Here is a 21,773-nt window from a genome sequence, read left to right as displayed (position 1 = left end):
CCGGGTGGGCACTACGCCGCGCAGCAACATGATCGGCCGACCGCCGTCTTCTGCTCGCTGTAGACCATCTTCCTCTGCCTCTCGTCGGTGGCCCGAATCGGGCCCGCGACGTCATGATGACCCACCCATTTCGCCACCGCGACCACATTTACGGCGAACCCGTTCAGCGGGAGCCGAAGAGTTCCAGCAGGTCGGCCTTGCCGAACATGCGTGCGGTGTCCGTTGCGGACGGTGTACCGGCGTCCGGGTCGGCGCCCGCGGCGAGGAGCGCCTCGATCACCGCGGCCTCGCCCTTGAAGACGGCTCCGGCGAGCGGCGTCTGCCCGCGGTCGTTGGCCCGGTCCGGGTCGGCTCCCCGGCTCACGAGGGCCGCGACCGCGGGGGCGTGCCCGTGGTACGCGGCGAGCATGAGCAGCGTGTCACCCCGGTCGTTGGTGAGGTTTGCGGGCACACCGGCGTCCAGGTACGCGGCGAGCGCCTCGGTCTCCCCGCGGCGCGCCAGGTCGAAGACCTTGGTCGCCAGCTCGACGACCTCGGGTTCGGGGGCTTCGCTCATCGGACGGACCGCCTTCCATCAACGGGTTTCGCTGCTGCCTGCCAGGGGGGTGGTACGCCGAGGGGGCCGTACGAGTGAACCGACAGGGTACTGCTCCGCAGCGCACATGCCGCGCCCCGGCCGCGGCAAAGGATCACGTCGCATGAGGCCGGAACGGTGCGCGGCACCGGAAGTTCCGTCCGCACCGCGTTCTCCTGTCGGCCAGTCCAGTGAAAAAACCGAGTTTTCACCCAATTGCAGCTTTTATCCTATAGATACTTTTTGTGACCCTGGAAGGACTCATGGTGACTGTCCCCGAAACAGGAGAACCACTCATGAACCTTTCCATGTCTGGCGTCGTCATCCTCGGCATCATCGTCTTCCTGTTCTTCAGGAAGGACGGTCTGAAGGGCTCGCACGCCTTTGTCACCGCCCTGTTCGGCTTCTATCTGGCAGGCACCGCCATCGCACCGAGCATCACGGCGGGCGGCGCGAGCCTGGCAAGCCTCCTGGGCGGGATCAAGTTCTGACCCGCCGCGACCGCTCCCACCCCTTCAGGAGAACCGACGTGGCCCGGCGACCCCTTCCCCGCATTCTGAGCAGCGGCAGCGCTTCGATCACTCGCAGTCGCGAGTTCGCGCGCACGGCCGCCGACAACGCCACCGACGTCCTCCATCCGCTGATCAGGGTCGTTCGTGGTCTGCGGCTGCTGGCGGGTGCAGGACGGCGGAAGTGGGCCGCGACGCCCAAGGAGCGGCGTAATCCCATTCTGTTTCTCGTCGCGGCCTGCGTACTCGTGGTGGTACTCATCCCGTACGGGCCGCTGCTCGCCCTGGTCACGGTGATGGGCGCCGCCGCATGGAAAGGGCGGGAACGCACGCCCGCGAAGACCGGTCCCGGCAAGGCCGAGACGGCGCGGCTGCAGGCGCTGTACGAGGCGCTCGTGCCGCACTTCTCCGTCGCCGAGGATCCCAGTCCGCTGTTCGCCCACGGTGGCGACTGGGCCAAGGCGTTCAGCGGCCACGAGTTCGACGGCGACGGGCGTGTCACCCGCCTCCGCGTCTCGTACCCCGCATACTTCACCGACAGCGAGACCGCCTCCCGCACCCGGATCGAACAGCTGCTGCACGCCAAGTCGGGCCGTGGCCGCGAGTACCACTTCGCCTGGGACGAGGAGGGCAACCAGCTCGTCATGAGCGTGCTCGACGCGCTGCCCACCTCGATCGCCGCACAGCGCTTCGTCACCGCGCCGGGCGAGACGGTGCTGGGGTTCACCGACAACGACGCGGTGCAGCGCACCGTGCCGGTGACCGACGGGGACACGACCCGGGACGCTCCCCCGGTCGTCTGGCGGACCGGCGCCCGCTCCACCGAGCCGCACCTGCTGATCGTCGGACAGCCCGGCGGCGGCATCACCACCCTGATGCGCTCCATCGGTGTCCAGGCGCTCCAGCACGGCGACATCCTCATCATCGAAGGCAGCGGAACCGGCGAGTACGCCTGCCTGACCGGGCGCACCGGAGTGCTGGCCGTCGAGTGCGGACTGGCCGGTGCACTGGCCAGCCTGGAGTGGGCGGCCCACGAGACGGAGCGGCGGCTGATCGCCGCCAACCGGGCCCGGCAGGCGGGTCACTCCGCGCCCGAGGACACCAGGCGCCCGCTCTGGATCCTGCTGGACCGGCCCAGCGTCCTCGGCCATCTGGCGGCCGCCGACGGCAGACCCGACCCGCAGGAGCTGCTGCAGGTGCCGCTGCGGCACGGCCGCGCGGCCAATGTCACCGTGGTGCTGGCCGACCAGTTCGACAGCCTGGACACGCTCAGAGAGACGGTACGGACCCACACCAGGGCCCGCGTCGTGCTCGGCCACAGCTCCCGCGGGCAGATCGAGACGGTGCTCGGCCTGGAGCCGCACACCACACCGACCCCGGACGTCCCGCCCGGCCGGGGGTACGTGCGGCTCGGTACCGGTCCGGTGCTGCGGCTCCAGGTTCCGGCCACACCTGATCCGTACGACGACGCGACGAGCGAGGCGCACCGCCAGGCGGTGCTCGATCTCCTGCCCACGGGGGAGACGCCGATCGAGGCGACCGTTCCGGATCCGGCGACTTCGGCGACTGCGACCCCCTTGACCCCGCAGAACGCACTGACCGCGGAGATCGCCCTGACCCCCGAGCAGATGTCGCTCAGCGAGTAGGCGCAGCGGAAGGGGCGGGGGGAGGATCGCGCGATCCTCCCCCGCCCCTTCCGCTGTGCCTCGGCCGTCAGGCGACGAACGTGCGAGGCGCCTCCGCTCCCGTGCTCGCCCCCGACCCCACCAGCTCCGCCGCCGCGGCGAGCCGTACCGCCGCCTCGTCCGCCACCGGACCGCCGACCGTGAACGGCAGCCGTACGTATCCCTCGAAGGCGCCGTCGACGCCGAATCGCGGACCGGACGGCACCCGCACCCCCACCCGCTCGCCCGCCACGGCCAGCCGTGACCCCGAGAGTCCGCCGGTGCGCACCCAGAGCGTCAGCCCGCCGCGCGGTACCTGGAACTCCCACTCCGGCAGCTCCCGGCGCACCGCCGCGACCAGCGCGTCCCGGTTCTCCCGCGCCTGACCGCGCCGGAGCTCCACGGCCTCCTCCCAGCCCCCCGTGCGCATCAGCCAGTTGATGGCGAGCTGTTCCAGCACGGGTGTGCCCATGTCGGCGTAGGCGCGGGCGGACACCAGACTGCGGATCACGTCCGGCGCGGCCCGCACCCAGCCGATCCGCATGCCTGCCCAGAACGCCTTGCTGGCCGAGCCGACGGTGAGCACGGTGCTGCCCGCCGGGTCGAAGGCACAGACCCGGCGCGGCATCTCGACATCGGCGTCGAGGTACAGCTCGTTCATGGTCTCGTCGACGACCAGGACCGTCCCGGCGGAGCGGGCCGCGTCCACCAGGGCCCGCCGCTGGCTCTCGTCGGCGAGCGCGCCGGTGGGATTGTGGAAGTCCGCCACGACGTACGCGAGCCGGGGCGCCGCGTCGCGCAGCACCTGCCGCCAGCGGTTCATGTCCCAGCCGCCGATCCCCTCCTCCATCGCCACCGGCACCAGCCGGGCGCCCGCCTCCCGCATCAGCTGAAGGATGTTGGCGTACGAGGGGGACTCCACCGCGATCCGCTCGCCGCGCCCGGCGAAGAGGTGGCAGATGGCGTCGATCGCGCCCATCGCGCCGGTGGTGACCATGATCTGTTCGGGCATCGTCGGGATGCCCCGCCCGGTGTAGCGGTCGGCGATCATCTGCCGCAGCGCGGGCAGCCCGGCCGGATAGTCGCCGTGGGTGTGCGCGTACGGCGGCAGCTCCTCCAGGGCGCCCTGGACGGCGCGGGTCAGCCAGGGTTCGGGCGCGGGCAGCGAGGCACAGCCCAGGTCGATCATCGAACCGAGCGACTCCGGGGGCAGCGGTTCCAGGCCGCGCGCGGGCAGGGGGTTGCCTGCCGGGACCGCGGTCCAGCTGCCCGCGCCGCGCCGGGACTCCAGGAATCCCTCGGCCCGCAGCGCCTCGTAGGCGGCGGCGACGGTGGTGCGGCTGACGGACAGGGCGAGCGCCAGCTCGCGTTCGGCGGGGAGCCGGGCGGCGACGGGCACCCGGCCTTCGAGGACGAGCAGCCGGACGCCGTCGGCGAGCGCGCGATAGGCGGGGGGCCTGCGGGCGCCGGGGCCCATCGGCTTCTGCTGCTGGGCCTGGAGCTGCCGGGCGAGCTGCGCGGCACCGACGGCCGAAGTCCACTGCGCCATGTAAATCAGTCCACCTTCCTCGGATTGGCCATAGTTGGTGGCCAATCCCCTGCCACAGAGTGTCATGCGGCAGTCCACCACCACCACACGAGGGAGCACATCTTGTCCGTCACCGCCGTCCCCCGCCGGGCGCACCTCGCACGGCGGCTGATGCAGCTGTACGTCGGTCTGGCCCTGTACGGGGCGAGCTCGGCGCTCATGGTCCGTGCCGGGCTCGGGCTCGAACCCTGGGGGGTGCTGCACCAGGGCCTCGCGGAACGCACCGGGCTGTCCATCGGGGTCGTCGCGATCATCGTCGGCGCGGCGGTCCTCCTCCTGTGGATACCGATGAGGCAGCGCCCCGGGCTCGGCACGGTCTCCAATGTCTTCGCCATCGGCCTCGCCATGGACGGCACGCTCGCCCTCGTCCCGGAGCTGCACGGCCTGGCGGCCCGGATCGTTATCATGGTCGCGGGGATCGCGCTCAACGGTGTCGCGACGGGGCTGTACATCGCGGCACGGTTCGGCCCCGGGCCGCGCGACGGCCTGATGACCGGACTGCACCGGCGCACCGGCCGCTCGGTCCGCCTGGTCCGTACGGCGATCGAGGTGGCCGTGGTGGCGACCGGCTTCCTGCTCGGCGGCTCCCTGGGCGTGGGCACGGTCCTGTACGCGCTGTCCATCGGCCCGCTCGCCCAGCTGTTCCTGCGCTTCTTCGCGGTCCCCGAGGCGAAGCCCGCCGACGAGACCGTCGCTCCCGCGCCGGGGTCCGGCACCACCGCCGTCACCGGCCGGCCATCGGAGGAGGCCATACTGCCGCAGTGACCTCTGTACGCCACCCTTATCTGGACCATCCCGCGACGATCCCGTTCGCCCACCGAGGCGGAGCGGCGGACGGGATCGAGAACACCACGGCCGCGTTCCGCCGGGCCGCCGATGCCGGCTACCGCTACTTCGAGACCGATGTGCACACGACGTCGGACGGACGTCTGGTCGCCTTCCACGACGCCACCCTGGACCGGGTGACGGACGCCCGTGGCCGGATAGCCGACCTGCCGTGGAGCGAGGTGCGGCGGGCCCGGGTGGCGGGCCGTGAACCGCTGCCGCTGTTCGAGGAGTTGCTGGAGGCGTTTCCCGACGCCCGCTGGAACGTGGACATCAAGGCCGAGCCGGCGCTCGTCCCGCTGATCGACCTGATCCGCCGGACCGACGCGTGGGACCGGGTGTGCGTCGGCTCGTTCTCGGAGACCCGGGTGGCCAGGGCGCACCGCCTCGCGGGCCCCCGGCTGGCCACCTCGTACGGCGTCCGCGGCGTCCTGGGCCTGCGGCTGCGCTCGTACGGCATACCGGCCGCCCTGCGCGCCGGAGCGGTGTGCGCGCAGGTCCCGGAGAGCCAGAACGGGGTCCGGGTGGTCGACCGGCGCTTCGTCCGGGAGGCCCATGCCCGCGGGCTCCAGGTCCATGTCTGGACGGTGAACGAACCGGAGCGGATGGCAGGTCTCCTCGATCTCGGTGTGGATGGCATCATGACCGATCACATCGAGACGCTGCGCACGGTGCTGAGCGAGCGGGGGGCCTGGGCCTGACGCCGGCCCCGCGGCGTCCCCACGGGGAGATACGAGGGGGGTGCGGGTTGAGCGCCGAGACCGCCGACACCGCTGAGCCGACGCCGGAACACACCACCGGCGGTGCCGAAGCCACGGACCGCAGACGCGAACAGCGCGGCTGGTACTTCTACGACTTCGCGTGTTCGGTCTACTCGACCAGCGTTCTCACCGTGTTTCTCGGCCCCTATCTGACGTCGATCGCCAAGGCCGCCGCCGACGCCGACGGTTTCGTGCACCCTCTCGGCATCCCGGTGCGCGCGGGGTCGCTCTTCGCCTACGCGGTCTCGTTGTCCGTCGTGGTGGCGGTGGTGGTGATGCCGATCGTGGGCGCCGCCGCGGACCGCACGGGCCGCAAGAAGCCCTTGCTGGCGGCCGCCGCGTACGTGGGGGCGGCCGCGACGACCGGGATGTTCTTCCTGGACGGCCACCGCTATCTGCTGGGCGCGTTCCTGCTGATCGTGGCGAACGCGTCGATCTCGGTGTCGATGGTGCTCTACAACGCGTATCTCCCGCAGATCGCCGAGCCCGACGAACGCGACGCCGTCTCGTCCCGGGGCTGGGCCTTCGGCTACACGTCGGGGGCGCTCGTCCTGGTCCTCAATCTGGTCCTCTACACGGGCCACGATTCGTTCGGTCTCTCCGAGTCCGACGCGGTACGGATCTGCCTCGCGTCGGCGGGGGTCTGGTGGGGAGCCTTCACGGTCGTACCGCTGCGACGGCTGCGTGACCGGCGGGTGGCACCGGGCGGTGAGGGCGCGGTCGGCTCCGGCTGGCGACAGCTGCTCGCGACCCTGCGCGACATGCGCCGCCACCCGCTCACGCTCTCGTTCCTGCTCGCCTATCTCGTCTACAACGACGGCATCCAGACGGTGATCTCGCAGGCGTCGGTGTACGGCTCCGAGGAGCTGGGCCTCGAACAGACATCCCTGATCACGGCCGTGCTGCTGGTGCAGGTGCTGGCGGTGGCCGGGGCCCTGGGCATGGGCCGGTTGGCACGCGTGTACGGCGCGAAGCGCACGATCCTGGCCTCGCTCGTCGTCTGGACCCTGATCCTCGTCGGCGGATACTTCCTGCCCTCGGACGCCCCGGTCTTCTTCTATCTGCTGGCCTCGGCGATCGGCCTGGTCCTCGGCGGCAGCCAGGCGCTGTCCCGCTCGCTGTTCTCGCATCTGGTGCCCCGTGGCAAGGAGGCGGAGTACTTCTCCGCGTACGAGATGAGCGACCGCGGACTGAGCTGGCTGGGACCGCTGGTGTTCGGTCTCGCGTATCAGCTGACCGGCAGCTACCGGGATGCGATCATCTCTTTGGTGATCTTCTTCGCGGTCGGTTCCGTGCTGCTCGCGAGGGTGCCTGTACGGCAGGCCGTCGCGGCCGCGGGAAATCCCGTTCCTGAACGGATTTAGACGTTGAAGTGAAAGGCCGGTAGTGTACGCCTTTGGCCTGCCCGGAGGACCGTTACTGCGAGTGGAAGAAGCCAAACCGTTGGGTGACAACTTCTGCCAAATGTGACAAACCGGGCAATGTTGGGTACCCAACTCTGAAAAAGCAGCGGCACGACGGGCGACGCATGACCGGCAACGGGAATCTTTGCCGCCGACCGGACGTTGACCGGATGACGACGACAGCGACACCTGTCCTGTGGGCGACAAGCCCGGGAGGCACGATTCATGAGTGAGCGAGCTCTCCGCGGCACGCGACTCGTGGTTACCAGCTACGAGACGGACCGCGGCATCGATCTGGCCCCGCGCCAGGCGGTGGAGTACGCATGCCAGAACGGACATCGATTTGAGATGCCGTTCTCGGTAGAGGCGGAAATTCCGCCGGAGTGGGAGTGCAAGGCGTGCGGCGCCATGGCACTCCTGGTGGACGGGGATGGCCCCGAGGAGAAGAAGGGCAAGCCTGCGCGTACGCACTGGGACATGCTCATGGAGCGGCGCACACGCGAGGAGCTCGAGGAGGTGCTGGCCGAGAGGCTGGCGGTTCTGCGCTCCGGAGCCATGAACATCGCCGTGCACCCGCGGGACAGCAGGAAGTCTGCCTGACCGCGCGACACCGCAGAGAGACAGAGCCGCGGGGGGGGGGGGGGGGGGGCGGCGGCCCCCCCCCCCCCCGACCCGGGGGGGGGGGGGGGGGGGGGCGCGGGGGGGGCCCCCCCCCCGGCGGCGGGCCCCCCCCCGGGGGGGCGGGGGGGGGGCGCCCGGCCCCCCCCCCCCCCCCCCCGCCCCCCCCCCCCCCCCCCCCCCCCCGGGGGCGCCCCCCCCCCCCCCCCCGCCCCCCCCCCCCGCGGCTCTGTCGCGTAGGGGGTGGGTGCCGTGGGCGTCCTGCGGCCTGCTCTTCCGTCTCCGAGCGCCGTTCGGGTTTGACTTCTCCGTCCCGGGCGTGACGGCCGGACAGGCGAGGAGCCCGTCCGGCGATTGAGAACAGCCGTCCGGACGGGGCCCCACCCAGGGGGCGGCTTCGGACGAGAAACCCACTCAGAGCCTGTCGGGTGACCTTCGTGCCAGGGCGTGGCCGCCCGATCAGAGGTCACCCGACAGGCTCTCAGGGGGTGAGCGGGGGGCGCGGGCCGCCGTCGGGGCGCGGGCCCGGCCGGGTCTCCGTGTCACGGATGACCTCGCCCTGGACGACCTTTCCGTCCGGGCGGTGGATCCGGGCCTGCTGGAACGCGTCGGAGAAGCTGCCGGGGGCAGCGGTGCGCATACGGCGATCCAGGGACCGCTCCGCGTACCGGCCGAGCGTCGTGCGGACCTGCGGCACCAGCAGCAGGAGTCCCGTCACGTCCGAGATCATCCCCGGGATGATGAGCAGCAGTCCGCCGAGCATCAGGAAGCCATTGCCCTTGCTGCCCGACGGGGCGGTGGGCGGCGCCGCGGCCTCACCGGGCCGGCCCGGCATCTGCTGGAGCGTCTCGGTGAGGTTGCGGAAGGCCCGGCGGCCGGCCGCCTTCATCACCACGGCCCCGAGCACGACGCCCCCGATCAGGAGCAGCAGCACGGTGAACCCGCCCGCCACGTCCGCCACCAGGGTCAGCAGCCAGATCTCCAGCACTGCCCAGGCGGCGATGGCGAGCGGGATGAAGGTACGGGCGCGCGAGCGCCGCGGTGCGGTCGGGGGCGGGGTGCCGGTCGTCATGGTCCCCAGTGTGCCTGGACGGATGTCCGAGCGGGATAACGGCCTCCCCCACGACAGGGAGTGGATCAGCGAGCGGCGTCATGCGCCACTCCCTGTCGCGGGGGAGGCCGTAAGGGGGTGATCAGGAAGACTTGCGGCCCAGGACCCGGTTCGCACGGGCGGTGATGCCCCAGGCCGTGACCCGCCACAGCGCCTCGACGAGGATGTCGCGGCTCATCTTGGAGTCGCCGATCTCGCGGTCCACGAAGGTGATCGGGACCTCGACGACGTGATATCCCGCGTCGATGGTGCGACGGGCCAGGTCGACCTGGAAGCAGTACCCCTGGGAGGCGACCTCGTCGAGGCCGATCCCCTTCAGGGTCTCCGCCCTGAAGGCCCGGTAGCCGCCGGTGACGTCCCTGGTCTGCAGTCCGAGGAGCAGCCGGGAGTACGTGCTGCCGCCGCGGGAGATCATCTCGCGGGACTTGGGCCAGTTGACCACGCGTCCGCCCGGCACCCAGCGGGAGCCGAGCACCAGGTCGGCGCCCTTGAGGGCGGTGAGCAGCCGGGGCAGTTCCTCGGGCTGGTGGGAGCCGTCGGCGTCCATCTCCACGAGGACGCCGTAACCGTGGTCGATGCCCCAGCGGAACCCGGCGAGGTAGGCGGCGCCGAGCCCCTCCTTGCCCTTGCGGTGCAGGACCTGGACCTGGCTGTCGGCGGCGGCGAGCTCATCGGCGATCTTCCCGGTGCCGTCGGGACTGTTGTCGTCGGCGACCAGGATGTCCGCGTCCGGTACCGCGGCGCGCACTCGGGTGACGATCGGCTTGATGTTCTCGGCCTCGTTGTAGGTCGGGATGATCACCAAGGCTCTGCCGAGCGGGCCGTATCGCCTCTGACCGCCGTCGTTCACTTACTGCCCCTCACGTCCGTACACAGGTGCACACCATATCGATCGCATCAGGGCCTGGGACCGACGCGGTAGGCAGCTGTCGGGCGCCGGCCCGGACAGAAGGAGGGAAGTGCGGACAGAACTGCGGATCGGGGCCCGGCGCCCTTCGGGCCGACCTGGAACCCGCTGGCTGCGGGTCGACCGAGAGCCGTTGTCTACTGAACGTCCGGGCCCCACCCGGGTCACACCTGCCGTCCGGTTCACACCTTCCCTCGCCCCCGAGGCGCGGGCGCTGAACCTGGCTGTCAGTGGTGGTGCGCCGGTGCGGCACACCACCCCATGACCCAGCGGCGTTCGACGACTGCGTGGAGGTTTAACCGGTCGGACGTCCTGTGGTGGACTCGGCCGAACCTACCGGCCCGTGGGCGCCCCCTGTCAATACCCGCCTGACCTGCAACGTTTACCGAAGTTGCCTGGTCAGTACCAGAGATACGCAGGTCGCGGGGAAGCGGGGGCGCCTTCGATCGGCGGTACGAAATGTCAGGACGTCACTCGTTCGGCCGCACGTAGACAGTTTGTCCGAAGACCACGGTCCGCAGACAGACCGGGAGGTCACCGCCCGGGGTGAGATCCGGCAGGCCGGGCGTGCCGGACCTCGGGTCGGTCGACCAGCGGGCGACCCGGTCGTCCGGGGCCTGGACCACAAGCTCCTCGGTGCGCCAGACCGCGTAGTCGGCGGGGGCGCCGGGGACGAGGGTGCCCGCGTCGTCGCGGCCGACGGCCCGCCAGCCGCCCCTGGTGTGCGCGGTGAAACCGGCCCGTACGGAGATCCGGTGCTCCGGCGTCCGGTGGAACGCAGCGGCCCGTACGGTCCCCCACGGGTCCAGCGGGGTCACCGGGCTGTCCGAGCCGAAGGCCAGGGGCACACCGGCCCGCAGGAGGCCCGCGTACGGGTTCAGGGTTCGGGCCCGGTCGGCGCCGAGCCGCTGGGCGTACATGCCGTCCTCGCCACCCCAGGCGGCGTCGAAGGCGGGCTGGACCGAGGCGGTCAGACCCAGCTCCGCGAAACCGGCGATCGTCTCGGGGGTGAGCATCTCGGCGTGCTCGACACGATGGCGGGCGGCGCGGATCCGGGGCAGCCCGAGCGTCTCGGATGCGGCCCGGACCCCTGCCACGACGGCGGCGACCGCCGCGTCGCCGATGGCGTGGAAACCGGCCTGCAGACCGGCCTCGGTGCAGGCGGTGACATGGGCGGCGATCTGCACGGCCTCCAGGTGGGCGGCACCCCTGCCGCCGGCCGGTCCGTCGGCATAGGGCTCGTGCAGGCACGCGGTGTGCGAGCCGAGGGAACCGTCGACGAACAGGTCACCGGCCGCACCGATCGCGCCGAGTTCACGGATCCTGCGGGCATCCTTCTCGTCCGCGACCTGCTCGGCCCAGTAGCCGAAGACCCGCGGTCCCGGCCGCCCGGCGGCAAGCTTCAGCAGGGCGGTGAAGTCCTCCTCGTCGGAGATGTCGGGTCCGCCGCACTCATGAAGGCTGCCGATGCCGAGCGAGACGGCGTGGTCCAGGGCGGCACGCTGCGCCTCGGCACGCTGCTGCGGCGAGATCGCGCCATGGGCGGCTGAGCGCACGGCATGGTGGGCGGCGCCGGTCAGCGGGGCGTCGGGGCGGTAGCCGGCCAGCGCGGTGACGCCGGGAACCAGATCGAGGAGGGCGGTCGTGACGACGGCGGAGTGCACATCGATCCGGGGCAGATAGAGCGGTCGGCCGCCGGCCGCGGCGTCGAGCTCGGCGCGCGACGGAGGCCGCTGCTCCGGCCAGCGCGTGGCGTCCCAGCCGTGTCCGAGGACGACCCGGTCCGTGGGGTGCGCGCCCGTGTACGCCCGTACGAGGTCGAGGGCTTCGGCGAGGGTGCGGGCGCCCGCGAGGTCCAGGCCGGTGAGGGCGAGGCCGGTCGAGGTGGTGTGGACGTGGGCGTCGGTGAACGCGGGAGTGACCAGGGCCCCTTCGAGGTCGATCACTTCGTCGACGCCGCTCGCGAAGGCGTCGGCGGCCCCTTCCGAACCCACCCAGGCGACATGGCCGCGTTCGACGACCATGGCGGTGGCGAAGGGGTCGGCGGGGCTGTGGACGTCTCCACCGCGCAGCAGCACGGTGCGGTGTTCGCTCTGGGGGGCGGTGTTCTCGGTCATGGCACCAGTCTCACCCTTGTGCGGAGCGGCGCCGTCCGCGCCCCCCTCAGATCTGCGGGGGGCGTGCCTCGTACGGGGTGGAGAGGACGACGGTGGTGCGGGTGGAGACCCCGGCCAGCGAGCGGATCCGGGTGAGCAGATGCTCCAGCTCCAGCGGGGTCGCGACGCGCACCTTGAGGATGTAGTTCTCGTCGCCCGCGACGCTGTGGCACGCCTCCAGTTCCGGTACACCGGCGAGCCGCTCGGCGATGTCGTCCGGCGCGCTCGGGTCGAACGGTTTCACCGAGATGAACGCGGTGAGGGGCAGCCCGACTGCCTCGGGGTCGACGACCGCGGCATAGCCCCGGATCACCCCGCGCTGCTCCAGCCGACGGACACGCTGATGAACGGCCGAGGTGGACAGGCCCGTGGCCTTGCCCAGGTCGGTGTAGCTCATCCGCCCGTCCTTGACGAGCAACTCCACAATCTGACGGTCCAGCTCCTCCATGCTGATCAACCTATGGCCCCGGGTCCCTCCAGGCACAGTCGTAGGGGCCCCGAACAGGGCACCCGCATGGGGCATGTGATGAATGCCACAGGTTTACGGATGGGTAGCCGACGACCTCGCGGTTACGGCGGATGCGCGACGGGAAGTGCTTGCTGTGGTCGAGGCCGTGACGCCTTGTCGGCCTACCCGAGGGGGAGATTCTCCATGCAGAGCCTGAAGCTCACCGGACGTACCGAACCGGAGCCCGTTGAACCCGTCGAGGACTCCACTCCCGACGCGTACGACACTTTTGAGATGTACCGGGTGATCTGCCCGGACTGTGCGCAGCCGATCGCGCTGCTGGCCGACGAGGATGTGCTGCCGGAACACGCGCTGTGCCCGACGCCGTGGAACCCGTTCGTCCTCACGGTGTGCGCCGGAACCGGTCGCGACGCCGCGCAGGCACGTCCGGCCGACGAGTCGCTCGAACTGCAGGAACAGGAGATGGGACTGCTGTTGACGCTCCCCCATGGGCTCGACTGGAGGATGCAGCCGTTCTCGCACGCCGGCGGCGCGGGTTCGCGCCCGCTGCGGGTGCCGCACCAGATCCGCCGCAACGCCGCCTGAGACGCCCTGACGCCGCCTGACGCGCGTCGAAGGCAGTGACGGGCCGCGACTCTCCGTCTGCCGGATTCCTCCGGCAGACGCCCGGCACACACGTGCCGCACCACGACGGCCGGGCCGGCGTGGTGCGGGCGATCGAGCCACGCCCGCACGGCAGGGGAACCTGGCGAACGGGCGCTCGAATCCTCGCAGCAGTGACCCGGCCCCGTCCCACGGCGTTGGCCCGGCATGACCCTGCTGCAATCCACGGTCGGCCCCGGTCGTCGCCGTCTCGCCGCTCCGCCCCCCGAAGAATCGGTTCCGCAGCCCGGTTCGCTGCCGGTACCCCCCTCGGCATCCGCTCCGTCAGCGCCGCGCGCGGTGCCGCATTCGACGGATCCGCCCATCTACCGGGCGATGCTGAGCCACTGGGAGTCCACCGGCAGGACCCTGCCGGGCCGTCATGACCAGGAGTGGAACCGAGTCATGACGACGCCCGTGTGGTCGGACCGGCCGTTGCGCCTCAGCGGGTCTCGGGACCCGCGAGGTGGCGCGCGATGACCATGCGCTGGATCTGATTGGTCCCCTCGACGATCTGCAGCACCTTGGCCTCGCGCATCAGCCGCTCGACGGGGAAGTCGAGGGTGTAGCCGTAGCCGCCGAGCACCTGGACGGCGTCGACGGTGACCCGCATGGCCGTGTCCGTACAGAACAGCTTGGCCATGGCCGCCTGCCGGGAGAACGGCTTGCCCGCGTCGCGCAGCCTCGCCGCCTCCAGATAGAGCGCACGGCCCGCCTCGATCTGGGTGGCCATGTCGGCGAGCATGAACCGCAGCCCCTGGAAGTCGGCGATGGGGCGGCCGAACTGCTGCCGCCCGGTGGCATATCCGACGGCCTCGTCCAGGGCCGCCTGCGCGACGCCGATGGCGCAGGCGGCGATGCCGAGCCGCCCGGAGTCGAGTGCGGACAGGGCGATGGCGAAACCCTGCCCTTCCTCACCGATCCGGCGGGCGTCCGGCACCCGCACACCGTCGAAGTGCAGCTGGGCGGTGGGCGAGCCCTTCATGCCCATCTTCTTCTCGGGGAGAGCCGCGTTCAGCCCCTCGGCGTCGCCGGGGACCAGGAAGGCGGTGATGCCGCGGGCACCCTCGACGCCGGTCCTCGCCAGAACCGTGTAGAAGTCGGCGATACCGCCGTGGGTGATCCACGCCTTGGTGCCGGTGATGACCCAGTCGTCGCCGTCGCGTACGGCCTTCGTGCGGAGCGAGGCGGCATCGGAGCCCGAGGCGGGCTCGGAGAGGCAGTAGGCCCCCAGCAGGCCGCCTCCCAGCATCGCCGGCAGGTGTTCCGCCTGCTGCTCCTTGGTGCCGTATCCAGCGAGGGCGTGACAGGCGAGCGAGTGGACGCTGACGCCGAGGCCCACGGTGAGCCGGGCGGCCGCGAGCTCTTCGAGCACCTGGAGGTAGACCTCGTAGGGCTGGTCTCCGCCGCCGTGGGCGGAGTCGTACGGCAGACCGAGCAGTCCGGATTCGGAGAGCAGGGTGAAGACCTCGCGCGGGAACCGGCCCGCGTCCTCCTCCTCCGCCGCGTTCGGCACGATCTCCCGCTGGACGATGTCGCGGACGAGCGCGACGAGCTGCCTGGACTCCTCGGTGGGCAGACGACGCTCCACCAACTGCGGGGCACGGTCGGACATGACGGCGCTCTCCTCCCTGTCGGGCGTTGCGGCGGTGCGCGCGGGGGTGTGAGCGGCTCCGCCGGGGGATCTCCGGACCGGGGCCCGGAAAGCACTAGTACCCAAACCGCTGCTGCGCTCCCGGATTACGAGAGTTGCTGGCCAGCGGCTGTGGCGGGTCGAGTATGCCCGATCGGACGGTATCCGTCACGGGGTGACAGGGAGGGTGCCCGGACGACCCGTGCGGGGCCGGACGACCAAGGCGCTGTCGGATCGGAGCGCTCCGCTCCGATCCGCTAGAGTGTGAGTCGAGCCGCAGAACGTCGCTCGTGCGATCGCCTTGCTCACCGGCGAGGAATCCGGGCTCTTCACCGACGCCGTGCCGGCGGTGAGCGGCGGGTTCGGCGTCACGCGGATGTGACGCCGCCAGCCCCTGCCCGGCCGCCACGTCGGCACCCGGGCAGGCGCCCACCCCCTTGTTTCGAGCGGATCGCCCCCCACTTCCGTGCGGGTGGCCCGGTGCCCTGCTCCTGGCCGGAGGGCTCGTCGCCCTGCTGCTGGCGATCACCGAGGGCACGAAGTGGGGCTGGCACTCCGCCGGAGTGCTGTCGCTGTTCGCGGCCGCCGTGGTGCTCTTCGCCGTGCTCGGTGTGGTGTCGTCCCGTCGGTCCGACCCGATCCTCGACCTCCGGCACATCACCCACCTGCCGATGCTCGTCACGAACCTCGCGGCGCTGCTGATCGGTATGGTGCCGTTCTTCTTCTACGTCCTGGTCCCGCAACTGCTGCAGCTGCCCAGTGCTCTTCCGCCCGCGCTGCGCCCGATGGCCTCCTACGGCGCCGGTCTGACCATCGTCCAGTCCGGACTGCTGATGCTCCCGGGTTCGCTCCTCGTCGTCGTGGGCGGGCGCACCGCGCACTGGCTGCGCGGGCGACTCGGCACCCGGGCACCCCTGTTCGCCTGCATGACACTGATGACGAGCGGAGCCGTGCTCACCGCGTTCTTCCACAACTCCCCGACACAGGTCGCGCTCTGGTTCTCCCTGGTCGGTCTCGGTGCGGGCTACGGGTATGCGGCGCTCGCCGACCTGGTCGCGGCGCTCGTGCCGCGCCGCGAGATCGCCGCGGGCAACGGGCTGAACATGGTCATCCGGACGGTCGGCAGCGCCGTGGGCAGCCAGCTCGCCGTCGGCTTCCTGCAGAGCTTCACCGTGCACGGCACGCCCGTGCCCGCCGAGAAGGCCTTCACGGTGGGCTTCTGGGTCGCCGCCGCGCTCGGCGCCCTCGGTATCCTGCTCGTCGGGGCCCTGCGCATCCGCCCGTACCACCAGGACCCCACGCCCGAGTCCACCGTGGCAGCACCGGCTCCGGTCCTCAGCAACCAACACTGACCCAGTCAGCCCGCCCACGCGGCAGGACCGCGTCGACTGCCGCACCCAAGGAGCACGAGCATGCGCGCCGACCGCAACGGACCGCCCCGCGGACGCCAGAAGGAAGCCGACCGCAACGACGAGCGGATCCTGCGCGCGGCACGCGAAGTCTTCGCCGAACACGGCTGGGACGCCCCCGTCTCGGAGGTCGCCCGCCGTGCCGGCGTGGGCATGGGCAGCCTCTACCGGCGCTACCCCGCCAAAGAGGACCTCGCCCAGGCGCTGCGTGTGGAGGGCATGAACGAGCTGGCCTCCCTGGCCCGCACCGCCATGGCAGACCACTCCGACCCCTGGACCGCACTCGTGGCCTTCCTGCGGGCAGCGCTGTCCGCCACCAACACCGGCTCCCTCCTCCCCTTCATCGGGGGCCGTCTGCCCGCCACCGCCGAGGTCGACGCCGCAGACGACCGCCTTCGGACGGCACTCGACGACCTGGTCGACGCCGCCCACCGGTCCGGCGCACTGCGCCCGGACTTCAGCTCGGCGGACCTCCCGCTGTTGCTCACCCACCTCAACGCCCGCCTGCCCACGACCACCGAGCGCGCGGTCGAGCTGCACCTGCGCTACCTGGACCTCGTCCTGAGCGGTTTTCAGAACCCCGCGAGGACGGACATCCAACCTGTCGGCCCGCCCAACTGGGCGGAGCTGAGGGACCTGTGGAACTCCCCGTGACCGCCGGGGGAACGGCCGAGGGGATCGGCGCGACGCCGGCCCCTCGGTAAACCCCGGGCCGGTGGAGCGTCTTCGACACCCGGCTCGGCCTCACTGCCCTGGACGCCATCGACTCCGCCGAGTCCCCAGCCGCCCGCCGCGTCGTCGCGGAACCGCACCGCCGGACAGTGGACGCACACGACGGATACGCCGCCCGCGAGGGCCTGGCACGATCCGCACGACGTGCGGCACAAGTGGACCACCGTGACCCTGACGAGCGGCGTGTCCATTCGCGCAGTGTCTCGCCGGCTCGGACATCACTCGATCAAGGTCACGGTGGACCGGTACGTACACCTCACGCAGGGCGGCCGGGAACGCTGCCGTCAGGTCGTCGAGGCGCCGTGGGGCCGCACATGCTCACATCAGGCCGAGCGCCTGCAGAGCGCGGCGCTGACCCGGTGCCGGGTCAGCGGGCCAGTAGATGTAGCAGACACCGCCGGTACCGCTTCTGACCCTGCCGTTCGCGTCGTAGCGCTTGGTGCGGAGCCAGATCGTCTCCCACTCGCGGCGCTTGTAGATCCGGCGGACGGCCTCGTCGCTCGGCGAGGCGGGGTCGTTGGCGATCACGTCGCCGTCCGCCGTGAACCCGATCACGGTCATGAGATGGCCGGAGGTCCCGTACCCGGCCCCGGTCAGCTCCTCCTTGAGGAACGACTGCGACGTTATGACCGGGATTCCCGCCCGGATCAGCGTCTCCAGGTCCGTCAGCGAACTCAGCCGGGTCACCGCCGCGCTCATGCCGTCGTACGTGGCGGCATAGGCGGCGTTGAACGGCCAGTTGCCGCAGCCCTCGTACTGGTAGTCGTACGTGAAGCGGGCCGCGTGGCAGACCTGCGGGTCCGCGAGGCCCGGCTTCACCCAGGCGAGATCCTCGGTGGTGGGCCTCCGCCCCCAGTACTCGATGATCATCTGCGAGGACGTGGGGCTGCACCACGCCTCACCGCCGTTGTCGTACTCCGGGTACTGGCCGGCGTGCACATTCTGCGAGTAGCGCGGCACCGGCAGTTCCCTGGCGAGGCCCGGCGCGCTGGGCTCCACGGTGAACCGGTCGGGGATGTCCGAGGCCATCGCGCCGAGCCGCCACACGGTCGGCGTGAGGCTACTGCCCGGGGTCCGGTAGAGGGTGAGCCGCAGCCGGTAGGAGACCAGCCGCAGCCCGCTCGCCGCGTCGTCCACCGAGAAGGTGTCCGTCCAGATCGAGCTTCTGCCGTCGGTCTGGTCGTCGACGGAGGTACGGCGGATGTCGCCGTCGCCCGCCGCCCAGCGGCCCATCACGTACCAAGGGGTCTCGGTGTCGTCCGAGTAGCGGCCGCACAGCTCGATCTGGATCCAGGTGCCGGCCGGGGCGTCCGCGTTCCAGGACGCGATCACCTCGGTGGCCGGGACCGACGAGCGGTGGCGCGGCGAGGTCCAGGTCGCGTACTCCCAGGCCGCCGTCTTCCCGGTGTGCGGGTCCGTGTAGTCGGTACGCCCCTGCGGGATGCCGATCGCCAGTCCGGGCCGTCGGCCCGCGACGGCGCGCGTCCCGGCGCCGGAACCGCTGCGCCAGTCGGTGTACGTACGCCAGGAATGGTTGTCCACCAGGGATGCGGCGGCCGAGGGCGTGTGGGGCGGGGCGAGCGAGGGCACGGCGGCTGCGGAGCCTGCGGACGCCGCCGTGCCGGCGGCCACGGCGAGCGCGGCAGTCAGCACGGTTCTGCGTGAAGTCGGTCTGTTCATGGGCGAGACCCCCGGTCGTTGGCGGAATGGGGCTGCGGGTGCACGACAGTGCGCCAACTATTGCGGTTCGCAGCCGGATCGGGCCAGCGATTCTCCTCGCGCCGCGAAACAAATATTGGTCTGGTCCACTGGCGTGACCTGCGGTTGCTCCGCATCGCCTCGTACGCTGGTCCGCATGAACGACCTCGCCCGCGCTGCCTCGCGACTGATCACACTGCCGCCGTCCTGCGGACCCGTGCGGCTGATCGCCGTCGACGGCCATGCGGGCTCGGGCAAGAGCACTCTCGCCTCCCGCCTCTCGGTGGCGCTCGGGGACGCGCCCGTGCTGCATCTGGACGACCTGGCCACGCACGAGGAGTTGTTCGGCTGGGCGGACCGGCTCCGGGAGCAGGTGATCGGCCCGCTGTCGCGCGGGGAGACCGCGCACTACGCGCCGTACGACTGGACAGCCCGGCGCCTCGGCCCACCGCGGACGCTGGAACCGGCGCCAGTGGTACTGATCGAGGGAGTGGGCGCCGGCCGCCGGGCCCTGCGCCCGCATCTCGCCCGGCTGTGGTGGATGGAGCTCGACCCCCTGGCGTCCTGGCAGCGGGGCCGACGGCGGGACGGGCCGGCACTTTCGGCCTTCTGGGACGGGTGGACCATGGCCGAGGAACGTCATTTCGCCGCCGATCCGTCGCGCCCGTACGCGGATGCCCTGGTACGCCAGTTGCCTGTGGGGTACGAGTGTCTGGAGGGACCCCGAGCGACAGCAGGAACGAACCGCTCCGTCACCCACCGTGAGCGTCCGGGCGCGACGTACTGACCAGCCGGAAAACGGCCCGGAAGTACCTCAACTCCGCTTGACCCGGGGGCGGTACAGGTCTTACGTTCTCAATGTGCGGCTTTTCGGAGCCCTCACAGACGCGAAGCCCCCGGTTGTTCCCCCGTGATCGGGGGCTTCGTTCTGCCCTCGCACCGACCTTCGTACGGCTGTTCACCGTATTCCGCCTACCCTCGGTCACGGTCCCCGTTCTGCTTGCGGTGCCCTTAGTCGCGCACCACCTGCGCAGGTACGATGCCTCTCGGTGCGGTCAATTCCCTTCCACGGCAGCATGGTTCAGCGTGCCTGGACGGGCGGGTCGTGCGGCGGGACAACCTGGGGGCACGGCTTGTGGGGGACCTGATGGACATCGGCACGCAGGGCGCACAGGCCCCGGCCGACCTCGCCTGGCTGCGCGGCGTGGACGCCTGCACGATGGGCGCCTATCCGCAGGCCGAGGAGGAGTTCAGAACGGCGGTGCGGCTGGATCCCGGCATGGCGGACGGCTGGCTCGGCCTCCATGCCCTGCGGATCGACACGACCACCGCGCTGCTGCGGATGTACCGCCATCGCGAGCGCTTCGGCGAACAGCGCACCCGCCATCGGCGCACGCTCAACTCCTGGTACTGGCTGGGCTGGTGGGTACAGCCCGTACTGGAGAGCCCGCGCGACCTGCTGCTCGCGCACGCCTCGCACTGGCTGGACGGACGCCACGTCCCGGAGCTGGACCGGGCGCTGGCCGGACTGCCACCCGTGGACGCGGACCCGCAGGTGCGGTTCCTGCACGCCTGCCGCTCGTATCTGGTCAAGGACTGGGAACAGCTCGTCCGCCACACCGAACAACTCGTCGACGATCCGCTGCTCGGCATCGAGGCGGGACTCTTCGGCGGGATGGCGAGGGTGCGGCTGGAGATGTACGGGCAGGCCGAGCCGCTGCTCTCCACCGCGCTGATGCGCTGCCGCAGCGAACAGCCGCAGCGCAAGGAGCTGCGCTACTGGCTGGCCCGCGCGCACGAGGGCACCGGGCGCAGCGCGGCCGCCCTGCCGCTCTACCGGGCGGTACACCGGATCGACCCGGCGTTCATGGACACCTCGGCGCGGCTCGCCGCGATCGCGGACTACGACGGGCTCGAAGGCTCCGACGAGGCGGCCGGTCTCGCGACCGTGTCGCTGACCGGGTTGGGCGCCGACTCCACGGCCGCGGAGGCGCTGCCGGACGGGGACCCGCTGCTCGGCACCGATCCGGTGGGCGGGCGGGAACTACGGCCCGGCGGCGATCCGCAGAACCTGCCGGGCGCCGGGGTGCCGCCTCGGGCGGACGGAGCGCGGAAGAAGACCGCCGTGCCCGGCCAGTCCTCGCAGGCATTCCCGGCGGGGCCCAGCGATCCGGTACTGCTCGCCGCGGCACTGGCGGAGCTGGAGCGGATGGTCGGCCTCGAACCGGTCAAGCGCCAGGTCAAGGCATTATCCGCGCAGTTGAACATGGCGCGGCTGCGGGCCGGTCAGGGGCTCCCGGTCCAGCCGCCGAAGCGCCACTTCGTCTTCTCCGGCCCCTCGGGCACCGGAAAGACCACAGTGGCCCGCATCCTGGGCCGGGTCTTCTACGCACTGGGGCTGCTCGGCGGGGACCATCTCGTCGAGGCCCAACGCTCCGATCTGGTCGGCGAGTTCCTCGGACAGACAGCGGTCAAGGCCAATGAGCTGATCGACTCGGCGCTCGGTGGGGTGCTGTTCGTCGACGAGGCGTACAGCCTCTCCAACTCCGGCTACAGCAAGGGCGACGCGTACGGGGACGAGGCGCTGCAGGTCCTCCTCAAGCGGGCCGAGGACAACCGGGACCATCTCGTCGTCATCCTCGCGGGCTACCCCGAAGGCATGGACCGGCTGCTGGCCACCAACCCCGGGCTCTCCTCCCGGTTCACCACCCGGGTGGACTTCCCCAGCTACCGGCCGCTGGAACTCACCTCGATCGGCGAGGTACTGGCCGCGGACAACGACGACGTGTGGGACGAGGAGTCCCTGGAGGAGCTGCGCTCGATCAGCGGCCATGTCGTCGACCAGGGCTGGATCGACGAGCTGGGCAACGGACGGTTCCTGCGCACGCTGTACGAGAAGAGCTGCGCTTACCGGGACTTGCGGCTCTCCGGGTACGCGACGGAGCCCACCCGCGACGATCTGGCGACGCTGCGGCTGCCGGATCTGATGCAGGCGTACGGCGAAGTGCTGTCCGGCCGGGGGCCGGTTGACCGGGGGCAGCAGGAGCCTCCGCCGCTGTGACCTTGCCGGTCGG

Annotated in this window: 19 protein-coding genes and 1 pseudogene; 12 read left to right on the top strand and 8 right to left on the bottom strand. The window is 71.3% G+C overall.

Going from position 1 to position 21,773, the window contains the following annotated elements:
- Window positions 1–163 precede the first annotated feature (163 nt).
- On the bottom strand, window positions 164–556 hold the full coding sequence (locus ACGFSA_RS17045) for an ankyrin repeat domain-containing protein (RefSeq protein ID WP_266988094.1): 393 nt from the start codon (window positions 554–556) through the stop codon (window positions 164–166).
- A 314-nt stretch (window positions 557–870) separates the two neighbouring features.
- On the opposite strand from ACGFSA_RS17045, the gene ACGFSA_RS17040 reads away from it, so the two are divergent.
- Entirely contained in the window at window positions 871–1,065 is a 195-nt protein-coding gene (locus tag ACGFSA_RS17040; RefSeq protein ID WP_266988092.1) for a hypothetical protein, read from the top strand.
- Between the two features lie 38 nt (window positions 1,066–1,103).
- Window positions 1,104–2,729, top strand: a complete 1,626-nt coding sequence (locus tag ACGFSA_RS17035) for a hypothetical protein (RefSeq protein ID WP_393304896.1) — start codon at window positions 1,104–1,106, stop codon at window positions 2,727–2,729.
- Between the two features lie 67 nt (window positions 2,730–2,796).
- On the opposite strand, the gene ACGFSA_RS17030 is transcribed toward ACGFSA_RS17035, so the two are convergent.
- The gene (locus tag ACGFSA_RS17030; protein WP_393304894.1) at window positions 2,797–4,296 is read right to left on the bottom strand and encodes a PLP-dependent aminotransferase family protein; all 1,500 of its coding nucleotides are present in this window, start codon (window positions 4,294–4,296) and stop codon (window positions 2,797–2,799) included.
- Between the two features lie 102 nt (window positions 4,297–4,398).
- Here ACGFSA_RS17030 and ACGFSA_RS17025 point away from each other — a divergent pair, with 102 nt between their 5' ends.
- The 4 genes from ACGFSA_RS17025 (at window position 4,399) to ACGFSA_RS17010 (ending at window position 7,924) form a co-directional block, all read left to right on the top strand.
- Window positions 4,399–5,100, top strand: coding sequence for a YitT family protein (locus tag ACGFSA_RS17025; RefSeq protein WP_393304892.1), 702 nt, complete (start codon window positions 4,399–4,401; stop codon window positions 5,098–5,100).
- Window positions 5,097–5,861: a glycerophosphodiester phosphodiesterase gene (locus ACGFSA_RS17020; RefSeq protein ID WP_393304890.1), complete on the top strand. Its 765-nt coding sequence runs from the start codon at window positions 5,097–5,099 to the stop codon at window positions 5,859–5,861. Before ACGFSA_RS17025 ends, ACGFSA_RS17020 begins: the two co-directional genes overlap by 4 nt.
- 47 nt (window positions 5,862–5,908) lie before the next feature.
- Entirely contained in the window at window positions 5,909–7,285 is a 1,377-nt protein-coding gene (locus tag ACGFSA_RS17015; protein WP_393304888.1) for an MFS transporter, read from the top strand.
- A 264-nt stretch (window positions 7,286–7,549) separates the two neighbouring features.
- The gene (locus tag ACGFSA_RS17010) at window positions 7,550–7,924 is read left to right on the top strand and encodes an RNA polymerase-binding protein RbpA (RefSeq protein ID WP_007262928.1); all 375 of its coding nucleotides are present in this window, start codon (window positions 7,550–7,552) and stop codon (window positions 7,922–7,924) included.
- Between the two features lie 499 nt (window positions 7,925–8,423).
- Here ACGFSA_RS17010 and fxsA read toward each other — a convergent pair whose 3' ends face one another.
- The 4 genes from fxsA to ACGFSA_RS16990 form a co-directional block, all read right to left on the bottom strand.
- The gene (gene fxsA, locus ACGFSA_RS17005; protein WP_393304885.1) at window positions 8,424–9,014 is read right to left on the bottom strand and encodes an FxsA family membrane protein; all 591 of its coding nucleotides are present in this window, start codon (window positions 9,012–9,014) and stop codon (window positions 8,424–8,426) included.
- A 121-nt stretch (window positions 9,015–9,135) separates the two neighbouring features.
- Window positions 9,136–9,903: a polyprenol monophosphomannose synthase gene (locus ACGFSA_RS17000; RefSeq protein ID WP_393304883.1), complete on the bottom strand. Its 768-nt coding sequence runs from the start codon at window positions 9,901–9,903 to the stop codon at window positions 9,136–9,138.
- Window positions 9,904–10,430: 527 nt separating this feature from the next.
- Window positions 10,431–12,077 (bottom strand): amidohydrolase, encoded by a 1,647-nt coding sequence (locus ACGFSA_RS16995; protein ID WP_393304881.1) that lies wholly within the window; start codon window positions 12,075–12,077, stop codon window positions 10,431–10,433.
- Between the two features lie 46 nt (window positions 12,078–12,123).
- Complete coding sequence (locus ACGFSA_RS16990; RefSeq protein ID WP_024493538.1) at window positions 12,124–12,564, bottom strand: Lrp/AsnC family transcriptional regulator; 441 nt, start codon at window positions 12,562–12,564, stop codon at window positions 12,124–12,126.
- A 204-nt stretch (window positions 12,565–12,768) separates the two neighbouring features.
- Between ACGFSA_RS16990 and ACGFSA_RS16985 the strand changes: the two genes are divergently transcribed.
- The gene (locus ACGFSA_RS16985; protein ID WP_393304879.1) at window positions 12,769–13,170 is read left to right on the top strand and encodes a hypothetical protein; all 402 of its coding nucleotides are present in this window, start codon (window positions 12,769–12,771) and stop codon (window positions 13,168–13,170) included.
- Window positions 13,171–13,669: 499 nt separating this feature from the next.
- On the opposite strand, the gene ACGFSA_RS16980 is transcribed toward ACGFSA_RS16985, so the two are convergent.
- A complete protein-coding gene (locus tag ACGFSA_RS16980) occupies window positions 13,670–14,842 on the bottom strand; it encodes an acyl-CoA dehydrogenase family protein (RefSeq protein WP_393304877.1) in 1,173 nt (390 codons plus the stop codon).
- A 455-nt stretch (window positions 14,843–15,297) separates the two neighbouring features.
- On the opposite strand from ACGFSA_RS16980, the gene ACGFSA_RS16975 reads away from it, so the two are divergent.
- The 3 genes and pseudogenes from ACGFSA_RS16975 to ACGFSA_RS16965 all read left to right on the top strand — a co-directional run.
- Complete coding sequence (locus tag ACGFSA_RS16975; protein WP_393304875.1) at window positions 15,298–16,212, top strand: MFS transporter; 915 nt, start codon at window positions 15,298–15,300, stop codon at window positions 16,210–16,212.
- A 60-nt stretch (window positions 16,213–16,272) separates the two neighbouring features.
- Window positions 16,273–16,923 (top strand): TetR/AcrR family transcriptional regulator, encoded by a 651-nt coding sequence (locus tag ACGFSA_RS16970; protein WP_393304873.1) that lies wholly within the window; start codon window positions 16,273–16,275, stop codon window positions 16,921–16,923.
- A gap of 222 nt (window positions 16,924–17,145) precedes the next feature.
- Window positions 17,146–17,250: pseudogene (locus ACGFSA_RS16965) on the top strand (hypothetical protein); the annotation flags it as partial.
- Between the two features lie 69 nt (window positions 17,251–17,319).
- Here ACGFSA_RS16965 and ACGFSA_RS16960 read toward each other — a convergent pair.
- On the bottom strand, window positions 17,320–18,681 hold the full coding sequence (locus ACGFSA_RS16960; RefSeq protein ID WP_393304871.1) for a peptidase C39 family protein: 1,362 nt from the start codon (window positions 18,679–18,681) through the stop codon (window positions 17,320–17,322).
- A gap of 175 nt (window positions 18,682–18,856) precedes the next feature.
- Here ACGFSA_RS16960 and ACGFSA_RS16955 point away from each other — a divergent pair, with 175 nt between their 5' ends.
- Both ACGFSA_RS16955 and ACGFSA_RS16950 read left to right on the top strand, forming a co-directional pair.
- Window positions 18,857–19,486 carry a uridine kinase gene (locus tag ACGFSA_RS16955; protein ID WP_393304869.1) on the top strand — a complete coding sequence of 210 codons (630 nt, stop codon included), beginning with the start codon at window positions 18,857–18,859 and terminating at the stop codon, window positions 19,484–19,486.
- A 360-nt stretch (window positions 19,487–19,846) separates the two neighbouring features.
- A complete protein-coding gene (locus tag ACGFSA_RS16950) occupies window positions 19,847–21,760 on the top strand; it encodes an AAA family ATPase (protein WP_393304867.1) in 1,914 nt (637 codons plus the stop codon).
- Window positions 21,761–21,773: the final 13 nt, after the last annotated feature.

It is taken from the genome of Streptomyces sp. NPDC048496 (assembly GCF_043200055.1).
Classification (GTDB): domain Bacteria; phylum Actinomycetota; class Actinomycetes; order Streptomycetales; family Streptomycetaceae; genus Streptomyces.
The sequence above is the reverse complement of the archived record's forward strand: the minus strand, read 5'-3'. Positions and strand labels throughout refer to the sequence as shown.